Genomic DNA, 16,960 nt, shown 5'->3' on the forward strand with positions numbered 1-16,960 from the left:
TTGAGGTGAAAGCAATGGACATCCCAATCACACGAGAAGAACTGAAACCCTTCCTGCAGCGCAGTGACGCCAAGGGCTTTCGTATTGTCGTCACCGCTTGGTTTGGCGTGGTTCTCGTGTTCGTGTTTGCCGCCCTGCTCCCTCACTGGATAACCTATGTAGTCGCGGTATTTCTGCTGGCAGGGCGCCAACAAGCGCTGGCTGCCATCATGCACGAAAGCGCCCACAACACCTTGTTCGCGACCAGGAAGTACAACGAATTTGTCACGACCTGGCTGAGTTCTCCATTTCTGCTCATGGATGGAAAGACCTACATTAAGGGGCACCTCGAACACCACCGCAACGCTGGTACAAAAGACGACCCCGATCTGCCCAACTACCAGAACTACCCGATAAGCAAAGGCAGTATCGCCAGAAAGTTTCTTCGCGATTTGACCGGCATCACAGGTATCAAGGCCAATCTTTATCTATTCCTCAGCGGGAACGATCTGCTTACGCGCGAAAAGCGCGCGCCGTGGGCACTCACTCGCGGTCTGTTCGTCAACGGACTGATGTTTGCCAGCCTCTGGGGCTTTGGCGTGCCCGAGCTTTATGCGCTATGGGTTGCTGCCTATCTCACTGTTTACATGGCAATCATTCGCATGCGACAGATTTCTGAACACGCCGGCGTCCCGGACCTGTATGCACCGGAACCAAAGTACAATACGCGCTCCCTGCCACGTGGCATTCTGGGCCTGCTGTTTTTCTCTCCGACCGACGGGCTGAGCTATCATTGTGAACACCATGCCTACATGGCGGTGCCCACCTACCACCTGCGTGCCCTGCATCAACTGCTGCGCGTGCGCGGCTACTACGATGACATCGACACGGTAGGCAGCTATACCGGGGTATTTCGACAGGCTGTACGCTGAGCAAATTCAGGTATCATGGGTTGTCACGACAATAAAAGGAGTAATCCATGCGCACACTAATCAGTGGTCTATTGGCCGTCACCTCCCTGTCAGCCATCGCCGGCGACAAGCAGTTACTCTGGGGTGACACGCACCTGCACACCAGTTATTCCTTCGACGCCTACACAAACAACAATTTTACCGCCGACCCAAACACGGCCTATAACTACGCCAAGGGCCGTCCGGTTATCCATCCCTTCAATCGCACGCGTGTCCAAATTGGTACGCCACTGGATTTCCTGGTGGTTTCAGACCACGCGGAATACTTGGGTGTCATCCGCGAGATTCACAGCGGCGACGGGGTGGACACCCGTGACATGGGGTTGTGGGATAGCCTTAAGGCGAAAGCCGCAGCCTGGTATCTGAGTTACCGGCTGGATGAGGGCACGGCACTGGAGTTGTTTCGCGATATACTGCCACCGCCGCTGCCCGTGCGCGAGGCAGCAAAAAGCGTACAACTGGGAGGCGACGCGAACATCTTTCCGGACATGATGGATGTACAGATCAATGCCTGGCACTCCTTGACCAATATCGCCGATGAACACAACCAACCTGGTCAATTCACCGCATTTATCGGCTGGGAGTGGAGCTCTATTCCAGGGGGTGCCAACCTGCACCGCGTCGTGATGACCGATGGTAATGCACAACAGGCGCAACAGTTCCAGCCTATGAGTCTGTTGATGAGCCAGTACCCCGAGGACCTGTGGTCCTGGCTGGAGGAAACTGCGCCCGCTGTGGGAGCCAACTTTCTCGCCATTCCACACAACTCCAACCTGTCCAAGGGCTTTATGTTCGATGACACGAGGCTGCGAGGAACGCCCTTTGATGCAGCCTACATAGCGCTGCGGATGAAGTGGGAGCCCATCGCAGAGATCACCCAGCTTAAAGGTGATGCTGAAACCCATCCCTCCCTGTCGCCGGAAGACGAATTTGCTGACTTTGAGGAATTTCCCTATTACCTGCAAAGCACTTACAGCGAGTACAAGCCAAAGCCAGGTGACTTTATTCGCTCTGCGCTGAAGCGAGGCCTGTCGCTGGAGCAGGAGTTTGGCCAGAATCCCTACCAGTTCGGTGTGATTGGCTCTACGGATGCGCACACAGGCCTGGCTACGGCGGAAGAGGATAACTTCTGGGGCAAGATGGCTACCGACTCTATTCCAGAGAACAAGAACAGTCAGTGGGACGAAGACGAACCCGCTCCCAACGGTTGGGCGTTCTCCGCAGCCGGGCTGGCCGCAGTCTGGGCCGAAGAAAATACGCGGGAATCCATTCTTGCTGCGATGCAACGCCGGGAGACTTACGCCACCAGCGGCCCGCGGATAAGCCTGCAGTTCTTCGCCGTCCCGAGAATTGATGAAGGGGAGCTTCCTGAGACTGACCTCTACACCCAAGCCAGAGTCAACGGTGTGCCCATGGGCGGTGAACTGCGCGCCAGCGAATACTCGCCGGTGTTCCTGGTGCTTAGCAGCAAGGATCCAAAGGGCGCAAACCTCGATCGCATACAGATAGTAAAGGGCTGGCTGGACGACAAAGGAGAGCAGCAGGAAAAAGTGTTCAATGTCGCCTGGTCGGGTGATCGCAAGCTGGGGAGCAATGGCAAACTTCCCCCTGTTGGCGATACTGTAGACCGGGCCAACGGGAAAGTCGTCAACAAGATAGGCGCGCCCCAGCTCAGCGCAAACTGGCAGGACCCAGAATACCAGGCTGATCAAAATGCCTTTTATTATGCTCGTGTTCTGCAGATTCCCACAGCGCGACATTCATACCTGGACGCATTGGCGCTCGGTCAGGATAAAGCGGCCCACCATCCGGATGTTATTCAGGAACGTGCCTACTCCTCGCCGATCTGGATCAAGCCGTAACTGCGGTGCTGGCCTGGAGCGAGCTATTCAATGGCTTAAGCTGCAACAGGTTGCTTGCCCTGAGAGCAGTTTGTGAAGAAAGTGCGTAAGCGCGCGAATAAATCACAACCCGACAACAAAAAGATACTTGAGAGGTACTCCTGATGCTGTTTAGTCAAACCAGGCCGGGTTGCGCTAATTTCTTGCTACTTCTTTGCACTTCACTGGTATTGGCGGGTTGCAGCAATAGTGACAACAATCATCCCGACCAGTATGTCCCGCGGGTAGTAAGTATAGATCCGGATGATGATAGCTGCTTGCCTGCAGATACACGCTATGCCAGTTGCGCCGATGCGTGTGAAATGGAGCCGCTAAATTGTGCAGCTGATATATTGCAGCATATTGAGAGCGAGGGGTTCGTAGCGCGACGCGCTCTGAACCCCGGCTTGTCTGATTCAGGTGAGGTAACTGATGGTGTTGAACAGAAGCCGAACCTCCAGACGCCCATGCATGGATTGTTTGTGCCGATATGGAATAACCCTCAGTTGAACAATGCCATCATCGCAGAGTTAGACAAATCAATGCCCGAAATGCCATTTGTGGCGCCGGACTGGTCGATCTCAGCGAAATTGAATAATGCGGTCGACCCAATAAACCAGAGTCCCTCGGAACTGGAGTGGTCTACTGTCATGTACAAAATTCCTGGGTACTGCCCCGAGCGGATATTTCCTGATGATCCCGACGCCGCTTGCCTGGGTGGCGAGTGGTTCTGGTTTCTCAATAGAGGCGGCTTTTTGAGCTTTGACTTCGATCCGGCAGACGACAGCAGTGTGCCGGCGTTTGGCAAAGCGACTGATTTTTGTCTCGATTGTCATGGGGCAGTGGCCGACGCTGATTGGCTGTGGCTCACGCACGACCTGATACGTCGTAAGCAGCAGTTGGCGAACAATGGCTTTAGTGATGGCCACTCGCCAGGTACTACAGGCGCTGCGCTTTGCGATGATGTTACCGCACTTAGCCCGCAACGACCGGCTGATGTGTTGTTTGACCCTGGTTCCCTGCCCAACGCTGAACAGAGAAACAGAATGTTCAACTGCTATGCATGGAAGACGTTTGTCGGGATGTTCTGGCCTGCCAGTTCCACTGAGCGCGGTATTCCCGATACCGGGCGCAGCATTGCCGATAGCGGGGCACGTGTCTGGGGTACCTATAAGCAAACTTACGAGATTTTCCAGCCAGGTGACCCCAATTGGACGCTGGAAGACAAACAGTGGAATGACCCGCAACCTCTCCCTGAGGTTTGTCGTGGCGCACTGGAGACCGCCGGGCTCTCCACGGAAACTCCCACATTCCAGATTCTGAACGAAACCCATCAGGCTTTTGGTAGCCAGTTCAATAACCTGGTGGATCAGAATAATAATATCGTGCACTACAACGTGCGCGTAAACCGCGATGAATTTGAATCGATCAAAGCGCATGGCTATGCAGATACAGGCGCCTATGATTTCAATGGCCCGCTGGGTATCGATAAAATGCAGTTCCAGATGCCCGATAATACCGTGGGCGCAACCGGTGAAGGTGCGACCGAGGTAAAATCTGCCTGGAAGATTCTCTGCACCGACCCCCAGACCTGTAAGCAAGTGGACGATCCTGCACGCTACTACACCGAAACGGCGCTGGTGTATTCGCCGCCGGAAACTAAAGTGATAAACGCGCTGGACCCCTCGGTTGTTCCGCAGGAAACCATCACCAAGCCTGCAACCTGTGAGGTTGCTGATGTCGGTTTGGTGGGATTCCATATCGGCGTAAAAACCTTCTGGGCTCCCCAGTGGATCTGGCCAACCTTTGAGCACATTGACAACGTGCCTGGAAATACCTCCAGCGATGAGCCTGCGCCAACACAATTCAGCTTCCATAACACCAGTTGCGCGAATGTGGATTTGATGCAATGTGTACAGCAGAGGCCAGGCGTTGTACCGCAGTCTCTTCTGGATTCCCCGGAGCTTGCCTGTTGCACCAACCAGATGCAGATTACTAATGCACATGGAGATCCTGCAGTTTCTGAATCCGACCTCATTGGCCTTGTGCCACAGCAGTTGGTTCCTATCCAGGTGGGTCGACTCGATGCCATTGGTCAGGACAACCCCAACCAGGTTTCGGTGCAGGAACTCAACGCGTTGTTTCGAGGCCTGTTGAGGGCCGAGGGCTCGCCGCTGCAGAATTACATATTGGTGAATACCCAGTGGCCGGCCAATGGCCGTTCATCAACCGAGGTTGATCCGCCACACATTGTTCATACACGTCTCTGTCTCGAAGGTGACAAGCCGTCGCAGTGCTTTACCCTGGCACCAAATAATCTGCGTCTGAGAAACTCTGTTATTGAAACGTATGATATGGCGTACTGTCAGCCGACCGATGAAAATATCAGTAATGATGGTGGGCCGGAGTGTGTAGCGAGTGATGTCAGTGAAAACCCCCATCAGTACAGCAGTGGCGGCTGTATGAACTGCCACTTCAGTTCTGGTACTGATTCAAGTTTCATTTGGGCAGATGGAATCGAAGAGCAGGTTCCGCTTAGATTCTAGGTCGCGCGTGCTCTTTCACTGAGACATTCATCGGGGTCGATGTTACCGGAATCAAAAGCGCGGTATTCTCGCAAGTCGTCCAGACCGACATGATGTGGCTGTTTGATAATCTTATCTACGTTGGTGGCTGAGATGCCCGCTCTCTCAAACCCTTACGTCCGTTGCTCGCCCCTCTCGCTAGCGTCTTTGGAGTCCGCTTTAGACACCGGTTAATGTCTCGGTAGGCTTTACTATCAGATAAACTGCAACGTATAGTTCAGTTTCAAAGAATAAATGACAGGATATCCTCTTTGAACCCTGCCTGGTGTAGAAAAGGAGTTTCTATAGTGTCGATCACAGGCACTACCGAATTTGGAAGGAGGCCGGTCAGTATGTGTTCGACTACATTCTCGTCACGGATGCGAATAGTATGAAAATATCTCTTATTACCTTAGTGTTTACGGTCGTTCTTAGTTGTATGCCCGTTCATGCCATGCCAATTGTCGGTACCGTGGTGGTTGAAGGGAAGGAATGGGCGCAGCCTGCAGATTTCGTTAATCTATCCTGGGAACAGATCAATACGGAATGTCCCGCTGGAACCTGTGCTGTAGGTAGCGAGCTCAATGGCTTTTCCCTAACGGGATGGATGTGGGCCGACCAAGTTGCGGTTCGGGATTTGTTTAATTCTTACCTTGAAGATGCTGGCGTACCCGAAGTTGACTGGTTGGTCGACTACAATACCGTGCTTGGTGCTGGTAGCACATGGGCTCCTGCGTTTTTTGATGACTTCAGCCCCACCTCTATATCTTCGACCGGAAACCTGAATCGTGGATGGATGGCCGATCCAACCGTTACCAATTATTTTCTCGGTGCACAGATAGAAATGGCTTTCTTTGGGTCAATGTATGACGCCAACGATTCAACCACTGATGACTATGTTATAGCGGAGGGTGGTGGGCTTCCGAGTTTATTGGTGACTCCAACTATAGGAGCGTGGTTCTACCGTGAAGAGCGGGCAGCCCCTGTCCCCATTCCATCCACTTTGTTTCTATTGGCTTTGGGCCTGTTTAGCCTTCGGCTGGGAAGTCGACGGACGGCCTAACAGGGCCTATCCAGTATCGCCAGACAGTAAGTGATCGACAAACCCCGCCGTGCGATTAAACACGCAGGTTCGGATCTCGAACTATTCTGCTGGAGATGGGCGTAGGTAGTCTCGTAAACAGCAGACTCAAACATCACCTTGATAGGACTGGGAGCTGCATTGCATGCGAGGCCTTCTGCGATGATTTTTGCCAGCACCACTGTTTAGCTGTCTCTACAAGAACCGTGAGGGCTTCACGGTCTGTTCAACATTACCGCTGACAGCTGTTCCCGGAACCAGGCATGTGCAAGATCATTATTGAAACGGTTTGCCCAAATCAAATACATCGGTAACTCAGGCGCAGACAGCGGCAGCGGGTAGATCGTTAAAGGATAGTGCATAGCGAACCACTCAGCGAGCCGTTTCGGCATTGTACAAAAGTAATCGGTGTTGAGTATCACCGGAATCATGCCGCTGAACTGATTAACCTTAGCCCCTACCTTACGTTCTACCGTTTGGTCGCTCACAAAAAGTTCAAGGTGACTGGTATTGTCCGTTACTGGCATTAACGTCACATGCTTCTCCTGATAATAGATTCTGGAGGTGAGATTGCGCCTGATTCTCGGGTGATTACGCCGCGTAACAACAACCAGCTGGTCACCCAGAATGTGTTTGAACTGCAAGCTATGATCACCGGGTTTCACATAGTGGATTGCCATATCCACTTCCCCTTGCCTTAACAGCTGTGTTGCTTTCATCACCTCAACAGGCTTCACTTCACTGGTGATATCAGGCGCTGCTGCATTTACTCGGTTTAGCAATGGACCGTAAAAAAGTATCTCCATATAGTCGCCCCCCATCACTGAAAAATGACGCTGGCATTGTTTCGGGACGAATTGCTTGCCGCTTTGTAGTTCATTCCGTATTAGATCCAACGATGCCTGTACTGTGTTATAAATTTCTCGCGCACGGGGTGTGGGCGACAATCCTGCGCGATATCGAAGGAACAATTCGTCATTCAAGGTTAACCGTAATCGTGTCAGTGCTGCACTCATTGCTGGCTGGCTCATGCCCAACTGCTCGCCAGCACGCGAGAGTTGCCCCGTCTCCATAATGGCCTCAAATACTGTAAGCAGATTAAGATCGACAGATTTTAAATTCAGCTTCATGGATATAACTCATATTATTTATTGATTTGAATTATGTAATGGTAGTCGCTAGCCTTCAGCTTAACCAGTGATGACCAGCACCCATTCAGCACAATAACGAAGGAGTAGCGAATCAATGGGTATCAAACTCAAGCAGGCGGCCGCTTCTGAACGGGGTATCGGCGATCTAATCTGTATGCTCGGAGCACTGTTGGTATTTATTACCCTGCCGGCCCGAGCGTCACTGATTGAAGTTGTATTTGATGTGCCCGATGGGTATGAGCTGTCTCTGAACGGCTCGGCTGCAGCGCCCAGTGGGCGAGTCGTTGCCACGGCCTATCTGGATAATACGACACCGAATCGAATCCCCAATTTGGGACCAGATTATGGAGACTTCGCTGTTGATCAAATCTTTCTGACCATAGAAGGTTTTAATATTTTCCATCAGCAGGTAATTCCTCAGGATGAGAATTACCCCTCACTGTATGCCTATCCTGGTGGCTTCCACTTAAAAATGTCTGGACTTTTCGATGGAATTGGCTGGAACGGCTACTCACCGAGCTCCGCTGCACTCATGACTGACCCAAGCGATTTGACGAGCTTGCCGATTGGCACCACAGCAGCTTTTGTATCTAGTTTCTTTGGTGGGCCACTGCAGCTGGCATCCGGTGCTGAGATTACCGGGGGTATCGGCGCCAATGGCCCGGATGGCATTTTCACTGTGAACGCATCACCCGTACCGCTACCGGCTACCTTATCCTTGTTCGCTTTGGCAATCGCTATTCTGATAGGGCTGGGAAGGCGAAACGGAAATGCCCGGCATGCCTTGCCGAATGCAGGGCGGTCATTCGGGTAAGTCAGCGCACAAAACCCACTATCCGGTGACCACTAGGCGACCTCCCCCAACTAGAGGTGGCTGCGCTGTCTACGATTGTCCGACTACTGTTTTGTAAGCAACAAACAAGCACCGACAGATCAATTGCTAGCGTCGACAGCTCCCGCATTTGCGCGTCAGGTACTTGGAATCATAAACGCCAGAGTGCCCGAAATTTTCTATCGACGCCGGAACACCCTTTGCAATAATTTGGGAGTTGCCAGTTTAACTCCCCGAAACGGATAAAACCGGCTCTTGAGTACTTATAGGCGCCATCGATTCTCCTGAACAGCCATCTTGGCCATCTCTTTCTGCCGAGGTGGCTTCACCACTTTTTTGCCATAGCCTCCTTGACGATCTCCGCCTCCAATTTACTCTCCGCATAGATCCTCTTAAGAAGATGGTTCTCTTCCTCCAACTCCTCCTTGGGTTGGCCAGCATATGGGTTAGTCGCCGGGGGGGGCTCCAACAGAAGTGTCGAGGCTGCAAACTAGGGTGCAGACTATCCCAATACCAGGGTGTGCGTCCGGTTATGGGCTATACTTTCTTCCTACCGGCTTTGCGTCGGCAAGCTCAATTTTAGGAGATTAATAATGAGAGTACACCGGCCATGGAAACGCCCGCAGATTTTGCCAGTTTGTGTTTTGCTTTTCCTGCTGTTGCCAAACCATGCAGCGGCGACGTTGATCGGTGATCAGGTAGACTGCTCATTCGACTCAGTTGACGATTTTGGTTTCAATTTTAGTGGTCCGTGCTCCACTTCCAGTAGTGATCTTGTTCTAGGTCCCGCCACCGTGGATGATAACGGCCTGGCGAACCCGGAATTCCACCTCGGTGCGCTGTTGAACTTTGGTAACGAAAAACGTTTTATACCCGGTGCAGATATCGATATCGGCGCTAACTCAATTATACTTGTACCCCGAGGCATACTCACGCTGCCTGGCCTTTTCGGTAGTTTTTGGGTCGAGGTAGTGTCACTGGACTGGCAAGATACACCCGACGCGTTTATCTCACGCACCACCACGTCGGCGGAGAACGTGGATATCAATTCCCTAACCGTCACACATACCGATCATTCAGTCATGATAGCCATGCAGGATTCGGCTCTGTAACCAGATAGCCGGATTCGCATTGACCTCATTACATCGCAGTCTGTTTCTGCACCTATTAGTCCAAGCCTTTTTGTTCTCGGTCTGGGAATGCTCTGGTTGCAGAGAAAAATCTTGCAAGATGGCTTCGGGCTTACATGAAGAGCTCAACATCACCGTGACCTTAGGGTAAGTGCGTTTACAGCGTAGAGTAGGGCGATGCCTGAGGGTCGGAAGCCTACACTCATGCAAGCTCACTACGCTGCTCGTCGCTGCGAATAGCGAAACGCGAGTCCCACGATCAGGGCAACCAGGAACAACAGCGCCCACTGTGGCAGAGTAGGAATGGCAGCGGCACCCATTGGCGCAGCAGTAAGCGCAGCAGACCATATGCCTGTCAATCCAAGACCACTCCAGGTTCCGTCCAAGCTACCCGGGCCTGTCACCGAGCCCGAAAATGTTGCAGTTCCCAGACCGCTGACGCCAACACCTATGGTAAGCGCACTACCATTGATCGTTCCTGTGATCCCGCCACTAAAGCCAGGGCAGGGTCCACTGACCGGCGTGAGTGATGCCGTCCCTGAAAATGGCCCTGGGTTACCGCTTGACTGCACCAGCTCCAGGTCACCTGTCCAAACACAATCATCTGCGCCTGGGTTCTGGCTCACACTGAGCGTGTAAATGCCCGATACATCCTGTGCATAGAGTGCCGATGAGGAGATTATCGCCCACAGAAATACTAAACTACTTAATACCTTTATCACGCATCGCTCCTTGAATGATCGTCAAATGGGTGACCAATTCGACGAGGTCATCCGTTACTGGCCAAGTACATGCATGCCAGTATGGCAGCCTGTGTCGACGACAAATATTGCCATTTTGAGACAGGCTTGAGAACCCGAGTACAAGTACTCATATCTTCCTCAGTGGAAAGCGAGGTACACGTGTATGCAATTCTCCAGACGGTATCGCCAAGTTAACTCGCCGGAATGAGATGATCTGGCGATGAATACCTATAAGTGCCACCGATTTCCGCCAGGTATCATCAGCTACGCAGTGTGGCTGTATTATAGATTCAACCTGAGCCACCGCGATATCGAAGATCTCCTCGCCTAGCGCAGCATCACTGTTACCCGCGAAGCGGTTTTTCAAGCAATGACTACGATCCTATAGCGGCGAGCCCAGGAAGATTGTCACCGATAAGCTACGCAGTTAACTGGTGGCGCACCGAGAACTGATTCCTGAGGCGGTTCACTCAACCGAGCATCATGAAATTAATCGGGCAGAGCAAAGCCACGAGCAGACTAGGGTGAGGGAGCGAGGGATGCGCGGCTTCAAATCAGTGAGACAAGCCCTGCGATTCGTGACTGCCCATGCTGCTGTTCAGAATCTATTCAATCTGAGCAGGCATTTGGTTCGTGCTCAACATTACCGGGATCTGAGGGGAGCTGCGTTCGATGGGTGGAGCATGGCAGTTGCCTGAGGCCTGAGCTGAAATTCCTCAGATCTCAGAAAGTTAATTTGTAAGTACCCGCAATCAAGTTAAGCGGACATTAGTGATGATCTTATAGTGTCAGATTTCTTTACAATTTCATTTCCAAAGACGCATTCCCACCCGCTGAAAGTCACTCTAGACAAGCCTTTCATTATACTGGCATAAATATTGCGTATCCGCGTGGGCCCCCTACCAATATCCAATGCTCAACCTGCGCGGTAGATAAGTGCGCCATGTAAGGGCATTAGTATGTTTAGAGAAAATCTAGGAGACAAAATGCGTTTATCGAAACTGGCGATGATTCCACTATTGCTTGGAGTAACAATCAGCTCCGCTCACGCGAGTTTGATCGGAGTGGCGGCAGATTACAATGTACTTGTTTTTGGTGACTTCACTAGCTCCAATTCAGATACTGAAGGGAATTTAGCGGCAGGTGGTAACGTGAACCTGCAAAATTATTCAGTAGCTAGCAACATTTCCGGTAACTCGGCGCGATTAGTGGCATCCGGTAACGTAACGGCCTCGAATGGCGGTGTAGGCAATGGTCAAAACGGTACTATTTATACTGATGGAAGCTCTAACCTGACCAGCTTTACTGCGACAGGTGGTATTTTTCCGCAAAGCCTGGTGGATTTTTCCCAGGAGCAGAGTCTAGCTCAAATCCTATCTACAAGTTGGGGAAGCTTGGCTGCGAACGGTTCCACTACCAATAATTATGGCACACTAAACTTGAGCGGTTCGGATAGCGTGTTGAATGTATTTACGGTTAGCGGTATCGAGTTGACTAACACCAATGCCGTCAACATCAATGTTACTGGAGGCTCAACTGTTTTGATCAACGTCACAGGGTCCGGACAAATATTCCAGAACGGCCAAGTGACCTTAACCGGCACTGATGCTGCGCATGTTCTCTATAATTTTAGCGAGTCTACCGCTGTAACCCTGGCGGGCAGTAAAAACCCATTTGGCTCGCTGTTTGCTCCTTTTGCTGACGTGACAGGCGGTTATGGTGCGCTAGACGGCCAATTAATTGCACAGTCATTTTCTGGAAATACCGAATTTCACAATTCTCTGTTTGCCGGTAATCTGCCATCTGGTACTGAGGTGCCAGTACCGGCGACAGCGTGGCTATTCGTCTCTGCATTAGTGTTGTTAGGCAGTGCAGGAAGGAAAAAACGTCTGTTGTAATAAATATCGGGGGCAGTTTGAGCTTCCCTCGATACCATCTAAATTCCAAAATATCTTTTACATTTTTAGATACCAAGCGATTCGCATCACTCCACCACACTCGCTTTCACTGGGTTTGTTGGTTTTGGCCTAAATCCTGTATGCGGGATGTAGGTCGTGGTGACTCAAATTAAGTGCAATGCCGCGCACGTTTTCACACGAAGAGTTATTATCTAAACGAGAGGAAATTTTTATGCTTCGACATGTCTTTCAGTCAACAATCCTCATCCTGACCACATGTTTGAGTAGTGCTGCAGCTAATGCTGCTCTAATGCTGGATATTACTGGTGGCGCAGCGACTCCGTGCGGCGGGTGTCCTGCTGCCGGTATCACTAGCGGATGGGCCTTTACCACCACTTCAGCGATCACAGTGGATGGGATTGGAGTATGGGATGCAGGAGCAGATGGTATCGGCCCTGATGTATCAGTAGGTCTATGGATCGACAATGGGGCTCTCTTGGCGTCCGCGGCAATATCGAGCAGTAGCTTACTGGTGCCTTCTACCGCTGCTGGAGGCTGGCGATTTGAAGATATTGCACAAATTATTTTGGCACCTGGGAGCTATGTTATCGGGTCTGTTTTTTTTGCGGACACCCCTACAGCTCAGCTTGGAGCAGTAAGCTCCCCGATTGCCGGAGTGAGTTTGACCGGAGGTAGACTTACTATAAACAGCACTGGACTTTCTAGACCAGATACGGTCTATCAACAGGAGGAATTGTTTGGGCCAAACCTGCGCCTGGCAGAGAACGCTATCCCGGCACCTGCCACGCTCGCGTTATTCGGTTTTGGACTCGCTGGCCTTGGCTGGTCGAGGAGAATCAGCCGCCTCCATGATCCGGCTCCTGCCTTAAACACAGCGCGATTTTCAACGTCTGACTAAACTATAAGCGCGATAAACGGTGTTGCCAACTTAACTGCCTGAAATTGAAAGAATCGTAGGACGAATACCTACAAACGGCATCGATTCCCTTCAGATATCATCAGCCACGCAGTATGGCTGTACTACCGTTTCAATCTCAGCCATTGAGATATCGAAGACCTCCTAGCTGAACGCGGCATCACGGTCAGCCGCGAATCAATTCGCCTCTGGTGTATCAAGTTCGGTGCCATTTATTTGCGCCGGTTGAAGCGAAGACACCGAGGCTATGGCGCCACCTTCTTCATCGACGAGGTTTTCGTCAAGATCAATGGTAAGCAGCACTAGCTATGGCGGGCTGTGGATCAGGATGACGAGGTTGTTGATGTGTTTCTACAGGCAAATCGAGATGGGGCTGCTGCAAAGCGTTTCTTCAAGCGACTTATGTGCAGTCATGGCGGCCAACCGAGGAAGCTCGTGGCGGACGAGTTACGCAGCTATGGTGTTGCGCATCGGGAAACGATTCCTGGGACGATTCACAGCACTAAGCAGTATCAGAACAATCGCGCGCAGCAATCGCACGAAGCGATCAGGGTGCGAGAACAAGGGATGCCGAAGTTCAAGTTGATGAGACAGGCACAGGGATTTCTGGGTCCCCATGCTGCGGTGTCCAACTTGTTTAATCTGGGTAGACATAAAGTCGGCACCCAGCATTGCCGTGATCTCAGGACGAGTGCGTTTGGAGAATGGGGTAGAGCTTTTGCTTGTGATCAGGATGTAGTTGCCTTTGACCTCAAAAAGCTAAGTTGTCGATACCCAATTGGTCTATAATGATCTAAAAAACCACCTTGAGTTTCCTTGCGGGCACCATTTTACCGCGCTGCTCTCTAGCAGAATGGCTTCAAAAAGGAAAAATATAAAAGGGAAAAATATGTCTATCATCCACTCCCTGAAGTGCCTTATTTGTTGCCTGACCATAGGCTCGACCGTCACAGGCTGCGATTGGATCAGTCGCGTGAACACGACTGCAGACGGTGCTAACGGCGCTCCTTCAGAGGGTAATTGGGGGGCCAATAGCATCACGTTGTCTGAAGATGGCAGATACGCTGTATTTGCTTCCGCCGATGCGAACCTGGTGCCTGGCGACACTAACGGTTACCAGGATGTCTTTCGAAAGGACACCCGAACTGGCGCAATTATCCGCGTGAATGTTGCCTCTGACGGAACACAAGCAGATAGGCCTGGTTCCCGCCCCAGCGTGTCGGCTGATGGCCGCTACGTGCTCTTCTCGTCAAGGGCGACCAATCTTGTTTCGAATGACTACAACGGGGTTCAAGATGTATTTCTCCACGACACGCTAACAGGAATAACTACCCGGGAAAGCGTTGCTACCGATGGCAGTGAGGGGTCAGAAGACTCTAACTGCCACTATCAACAAGGTCTTAGCGCTGACGGGCGATGGATTGCTTTTCACTCTGAATCACCGGAATTGGCACCGCTGGAATTTGATGACCTTAGAGACAGGGTCTTTCTTCGGGACAGAGTCAGCGGGTCGACAATCGCTTTAGGGCTGAACGGAGCAGACACCGAAGCGCCGATCGTACCGCCTGGAGCCAATGTAATCGACAGCTATACGTTTGTCTCGGGCGGGAAAATGAGCTCCGATGGACGATACATTCTGGTTAACGCAGGAGCAGTCAAGGTCATTGCGACAGGTGGGTATCCCATGACCGCCAATATCAATAACTACCAGCAGTACGTCTATGATCATCAGGCGCAAGAGATGACTTCTATCAACAGCATGATTGCTGACGGAGAGCTCCCGGAAGAAGCCTACCACACTACTTACACGCTTTCGCCGGATGGGAAGTTTCTGCTGCTCAGCATACTCCACCTGGAACCTGGCAGAGTCCTGGGATTGCTAAGTGTACAAACAGGTACTATCGAGATTGTTAGCCAGGTACCTCCTGGCACAACCTACAATACTTCTAGTGACCCCATCATTTCTGCGGACAATCGCTACGTAATGTTCTCTGGACGCAATGAGACTGGGTTTGACCAGGCGTATGTACGAGACACCCATCAGAACAAGACATCTCTAGTAGGAGCTTCTGCCTCTGGAACACCAGGGTCAACACCCCAGATAAGCTACTCCTTCTCAGCAGATGGTCGGTATACCGGTTTTTGTACTTACTTCGGTGATACGATAATTCCCGGCAATATTCCTTCGACTAACTCCTGTTACATTCGCTCTTTCCCTGGTTTGGCTATCAGCGCTGTAACGCCGAGCCATCTTCCAATCGGTGCAGTCAGTCAAGTTACCATCACCGGTGACAACTTTCTAACCGGAGCGGTGCCACGCATTGAAGGCGTCGTCATTAGCAACATCGTGAATGTAGACGAAAGTACCATCACGGCTGAGATTCATGTGCCACCCCATGCGTCCCCGGGCAATCAGTCACTGCAAGTGATTTTAGTGGGCACTGGCCCAGGTGCCATTGCGGGTTCGACCGCTGCGTGTCCTGACTGCGTGACCTTCTTTTAACGTAAAATCTAGCATCGATGCCATCTAAGTATTACAGCCTGAATCGATTTTGGCGGCGGCCCTTGTTTGGCTTCCAGCAAAGCTGAGCTTAGTTCGTTCAAGCTCGACTGCTGACGAAAATCTCGGCAACCGGGTGATTCTTCACTATCAAGACCAGCTTCGATAGCTCCCATTCTCCGAGGTCATTCGTAAGGCGATCTAAACTGTGGGAAGTCCAGCCTGCAATTCATGTTCCCGCCAGCCGCGTGTGTCGGTTTTTTTTACACTCTCTCCGCCAACACTGGTTTGTCAATGAAAGTGCCGGTTGCTGCCCTTGCCAAGTACTTGAAATATTAGCCTTTCTCAGTTCTGGCTCTAATCTTGTATATCAAGCGATTATAGTTATCGCATCAGTGTCCGGGAGTGTGTAATTCCCGTCCTCTGAGCAGTAAGGACCACAATTGCATCAAGGAGAAGCCAAGTGGCTTTAGGTCGTAAAACGACAATGGCAGCGATGGGGCTGGCGCTAGCATTCACTTTGGGGGTCGCTACCGGCGCCCGAGCGACCACCATCGTTCTTTACGACAGCGCGTTGGGTGGTCTGCCGAGCGATCAGGGCATGGTTTTTGGCAGTTTTCCGTCAGGCCAAGTGGTACCCAACGTAATAGGCGGCGCGACTAACCTGAACACTACAGGTATGAATCTACTGCAGGCTGGATTTGGAACGATCAGTCCCCTGGCACTGGACAGCACATTCGGTTATGCACTCGAATTCAGCGCTGAGGTCGTGGCTGAAAGCCATTCCGGTAACCAGGTACGCGCCGGATTTAGCGTGCTTATGGTCGGTGCCAACCCCACCTCCAGTATTGAAATCGGATTTCAGGATGGCAGGCTGTTCGCGCAGAATGACGCCCCGCTGTTTGGCAATCCGCCGGCTGATGAGAACTCCGGTTTCAATCCGGTGGGCATGGGGTTTGTCGACTATAGCCTAGCCATACTGGGAAGCTCTTACACCCTGTGGGCAGACAGTGCTGCGGTACTCAGTGGTAGCTTGCGGGACTATACCGGGTTTGGTCTGCCGCCTTATATCCTGCCAGGCACCATCTTCCTGGGAGATAATACAAGCTCAGCCCAGGCCGATGTGAATATTTCACGCGTGGCGCTGGTTGCCCCGGTTGCCGCGGTTCCAGAGCCAGGCACACAGTTTCTCCTGGCCCTGGGTATTGCAGGTATTGCGTTCTATAGCAGGCGCGGAGGTGCTGCCAAGTTAAGTCGCCGAACTTGGTAGAATCCTCTTCATGAATACCTATAA

At 51.7% G+C, this 16,960-nt stretch carries 14 protein-coding genes and 3 pseudogenes; 14 read left to right on the plus strand and 3 right to left on the minus strand.

Annotation, left to right across the window (positions count from 1 at the left end; translation table 11 throughout):
* Window positions 1–14 precede the first annotated feature (14 nt).
* The 4 genes from AC0L6S_RS20075 to AC0L6S_RS20090 all read left to right on the plus strand — a co-directional run bounded on the left by AC0L6S_RS20075 (window position 15) and on the right by AC0L6S_RS20090 (window position 6,457).
* Window positions 15–911, plus strand: coding sequence for a fatty acid desaturase family protein (locus tag AC0L6S_RS20075; RefSeq protein ID WP_473425898.1), 897 nt, complete (start codon window positions 15–17; stop codon window positions 909–911).
* Between the two features lie 47 nt (window positions 912–958).
* Entirely contained in the window at window positions 959–2,812 is a 1,854-nt protein-coding gene (locus tag AC0L6S_RS20080; RefSeq protein WP_473425899.1) for a DUF3604 domain-containing protein, read from the plus strand.
* 296 nt (window positions 2,813–3,108) lie between these two features.
* Window positions 3,109–5,376, plus strand: coding sequence for a hypothetical protein (locus AC0L6S_RS20085; RefSeq protein WP_473425900.1), 2,268 nt, complete (start codon window positions 3,109–3,111; stop codon window positions 5,374–5,376).
* Between the two features lie 373 nt (window positions 5,377–5,749).
* A complete protein-coding gene (locus AC0L6S_RS20090; protein ID WP_473425901.1) occupies window positions 5,750–6,457 on the plus strand; it encodes a hypothetical protein in 708 nt (235 codons plus the stop codon).
* Window positions 6,458–6,690: 233 nt separating this feature from the next.
* On the opposite strand, the gene AC0L6S_RS20095 is transcribed toward AC0L6S_RS20090, so the two are convergent.
* A complete protein-coding gene (locus AC0L6S_RS20095) occupies window positions 6,691–7,605 on the minus strand; it encodes a LysR substrate-binding domain-containing protein (protein WP_473425902.1) in 915 nt (304 codons plus the stop codon).
* Window positions 7,606–7,720: 115 nt separating this feature from the next.
* Here AC0L6S_RS20095 and AC0L6S_RS20100 point away from each other — a divergent pair, with 115 nt between their 5' ends.
* Entirely contained in the window at window positions 7,721–8,440 is a 720-nt protein-coding gene (locus tag AC0L6S_RS20100) for a hypothetical protein (RefSeq protein WP_473425903.1), read from the plus strand.
* 305 nt (window positions 8,441–8,745) lie between these two features.
* Here AC0L6S_RS20100 and AC0L6S_RS20105 read toward each other — a convergent pair.
* Window positions 8,746–8,882: pseudogene (locus AC0L6S_RS20105) on the minus strand (IS3 family transposase); the annotation flags it as partial.
* Between the two features lie 169 nt (window positions 8,883–9,051).
* Between AC0L6S_RS20105 and AC0L6S_RS20110 the strand changes: the two are divergent.
* A complete protein-coding gene (locus AC0L6S_RS20110; protein WP_473425904.1) occupies window positions 9,052–9,570 on the plus strand; it encodes a hypothetical protein in 519 nt (172 codons plus the stop codon).
* Window positions 9,571–9,803: 233 nt separating this feature from the next.
* On the opposite strand, the gene AC0L6S_RS20115 is transcribed toward AC0L6S_RS20110, so the two are convergent.
* Entirely contained in the window at window positions 9,804–10,310 is a 507-nt protein-coding gene (locus tag AC0L6S_RS20115) for an IPTL-CTERM sorting domain-containing protein (RefSeq protein ID WP_473425905.1), read from the minus strand.
* A 241-nt stretch (window positions 10,311–10,551) separates the two neighbouring features.
* Between AC0L6S_RS20115 and AC0L6S_RS20120 the strand changes: the two are divergent.
* The 8 genes and pseudogenes from AC0L6S_RS20120 to AC0L6S_RS20155 all read left to right on the plus strand — a co-directional run.
* Window positions 10,552–10,659: pseudogene (locus tag AC0L6S_RS20120) on the plus strand (IS6 family transposase); the annotation flags it as partial.
* Window positions 10,660–10,765: 106 nt separating this feature from the next.
* Entirely contained in the window at window positions 10,766–11,029 is a 264-nt protein-coding gene (locus tag AC0L6S_RS20125) for a DDE-type integrase/transposase/recombinase (RefSeq protein ID WP_473425906.1), read from the plus strand.
* A gap of 288 nt (window positions 11,030–11,317) precedes the next feature.
* A complete protein-coding gene (locus AC0L6S_RS20130; protein WP_473425907.1) occupies window positions 11,318–12,229 on the plus strand; it encodes a choice-of-anchor A family protein in 912 nt (303 codons plus the stop codon).
* 326 nt (window positions 12,230–12,555) lie between these two features.
* Window positions 12,556–12,699, plus strand: coding sequence for a hypothetical protein (locus AC0L6S_RS20135; RefSeq protein WP_473428684.1), 144 nt, complete (start codon window positions 12,556–12,558; stop codon window positions 12,697–12,699).
* Between the two features lie 206 nt (window positions 12,700–12,905).
* Entirely contained in the window at window positions 12,906–13,148 is a 243-nt protein-coding gene (locus tag AC0L6S_RS20140) for a PEP-CTERM sorting domain-containing protein (protein WP_473428650.1), read from the plus strand.
* 96 nt (window positions 13,149–13,244) lie between these two features.
* Window positions 13,245–13,889, plus strand: a pseudogene (locus tag AC0L6S_RS20145) (IS6 family transposase); the annotation flags it as partial.
* Window positions 13,890–13,944: 55 nt separating this feature from the next.
* On the plus strand, window positions 13,945–15,669 hold the full coding sequence (locus AC0L6S_RS20150) for an IPT/TIG domain-containing protein (protein WP_473425908.1): 1,725 nt from the start codon (window positions 13,945–13,947) through the stop codon (window positions 15,667–15,669).
* Window positions 15,670–16,129: 460 nt separating this feature from the next.
* The gene (locus tag AC0L6S_RS20155; RefSeq protein WP_473425909.1) at window positions 16,130–16,936 is read left to right on the plus strand and encodes a choice-of-anchor Y domain-containing protein; all 807 of its coding nucleotides are present in this window, start codon (window positions 16,130–16,132) and stop codon (window positions 16,934–16,936) included.
* The last annotated feature ends 24 nt before the right edge of the window (window positions 16,937–16,960 follow it).

This window comes from Halioglobus sp. D3-4, assembly GCF_055809315.1.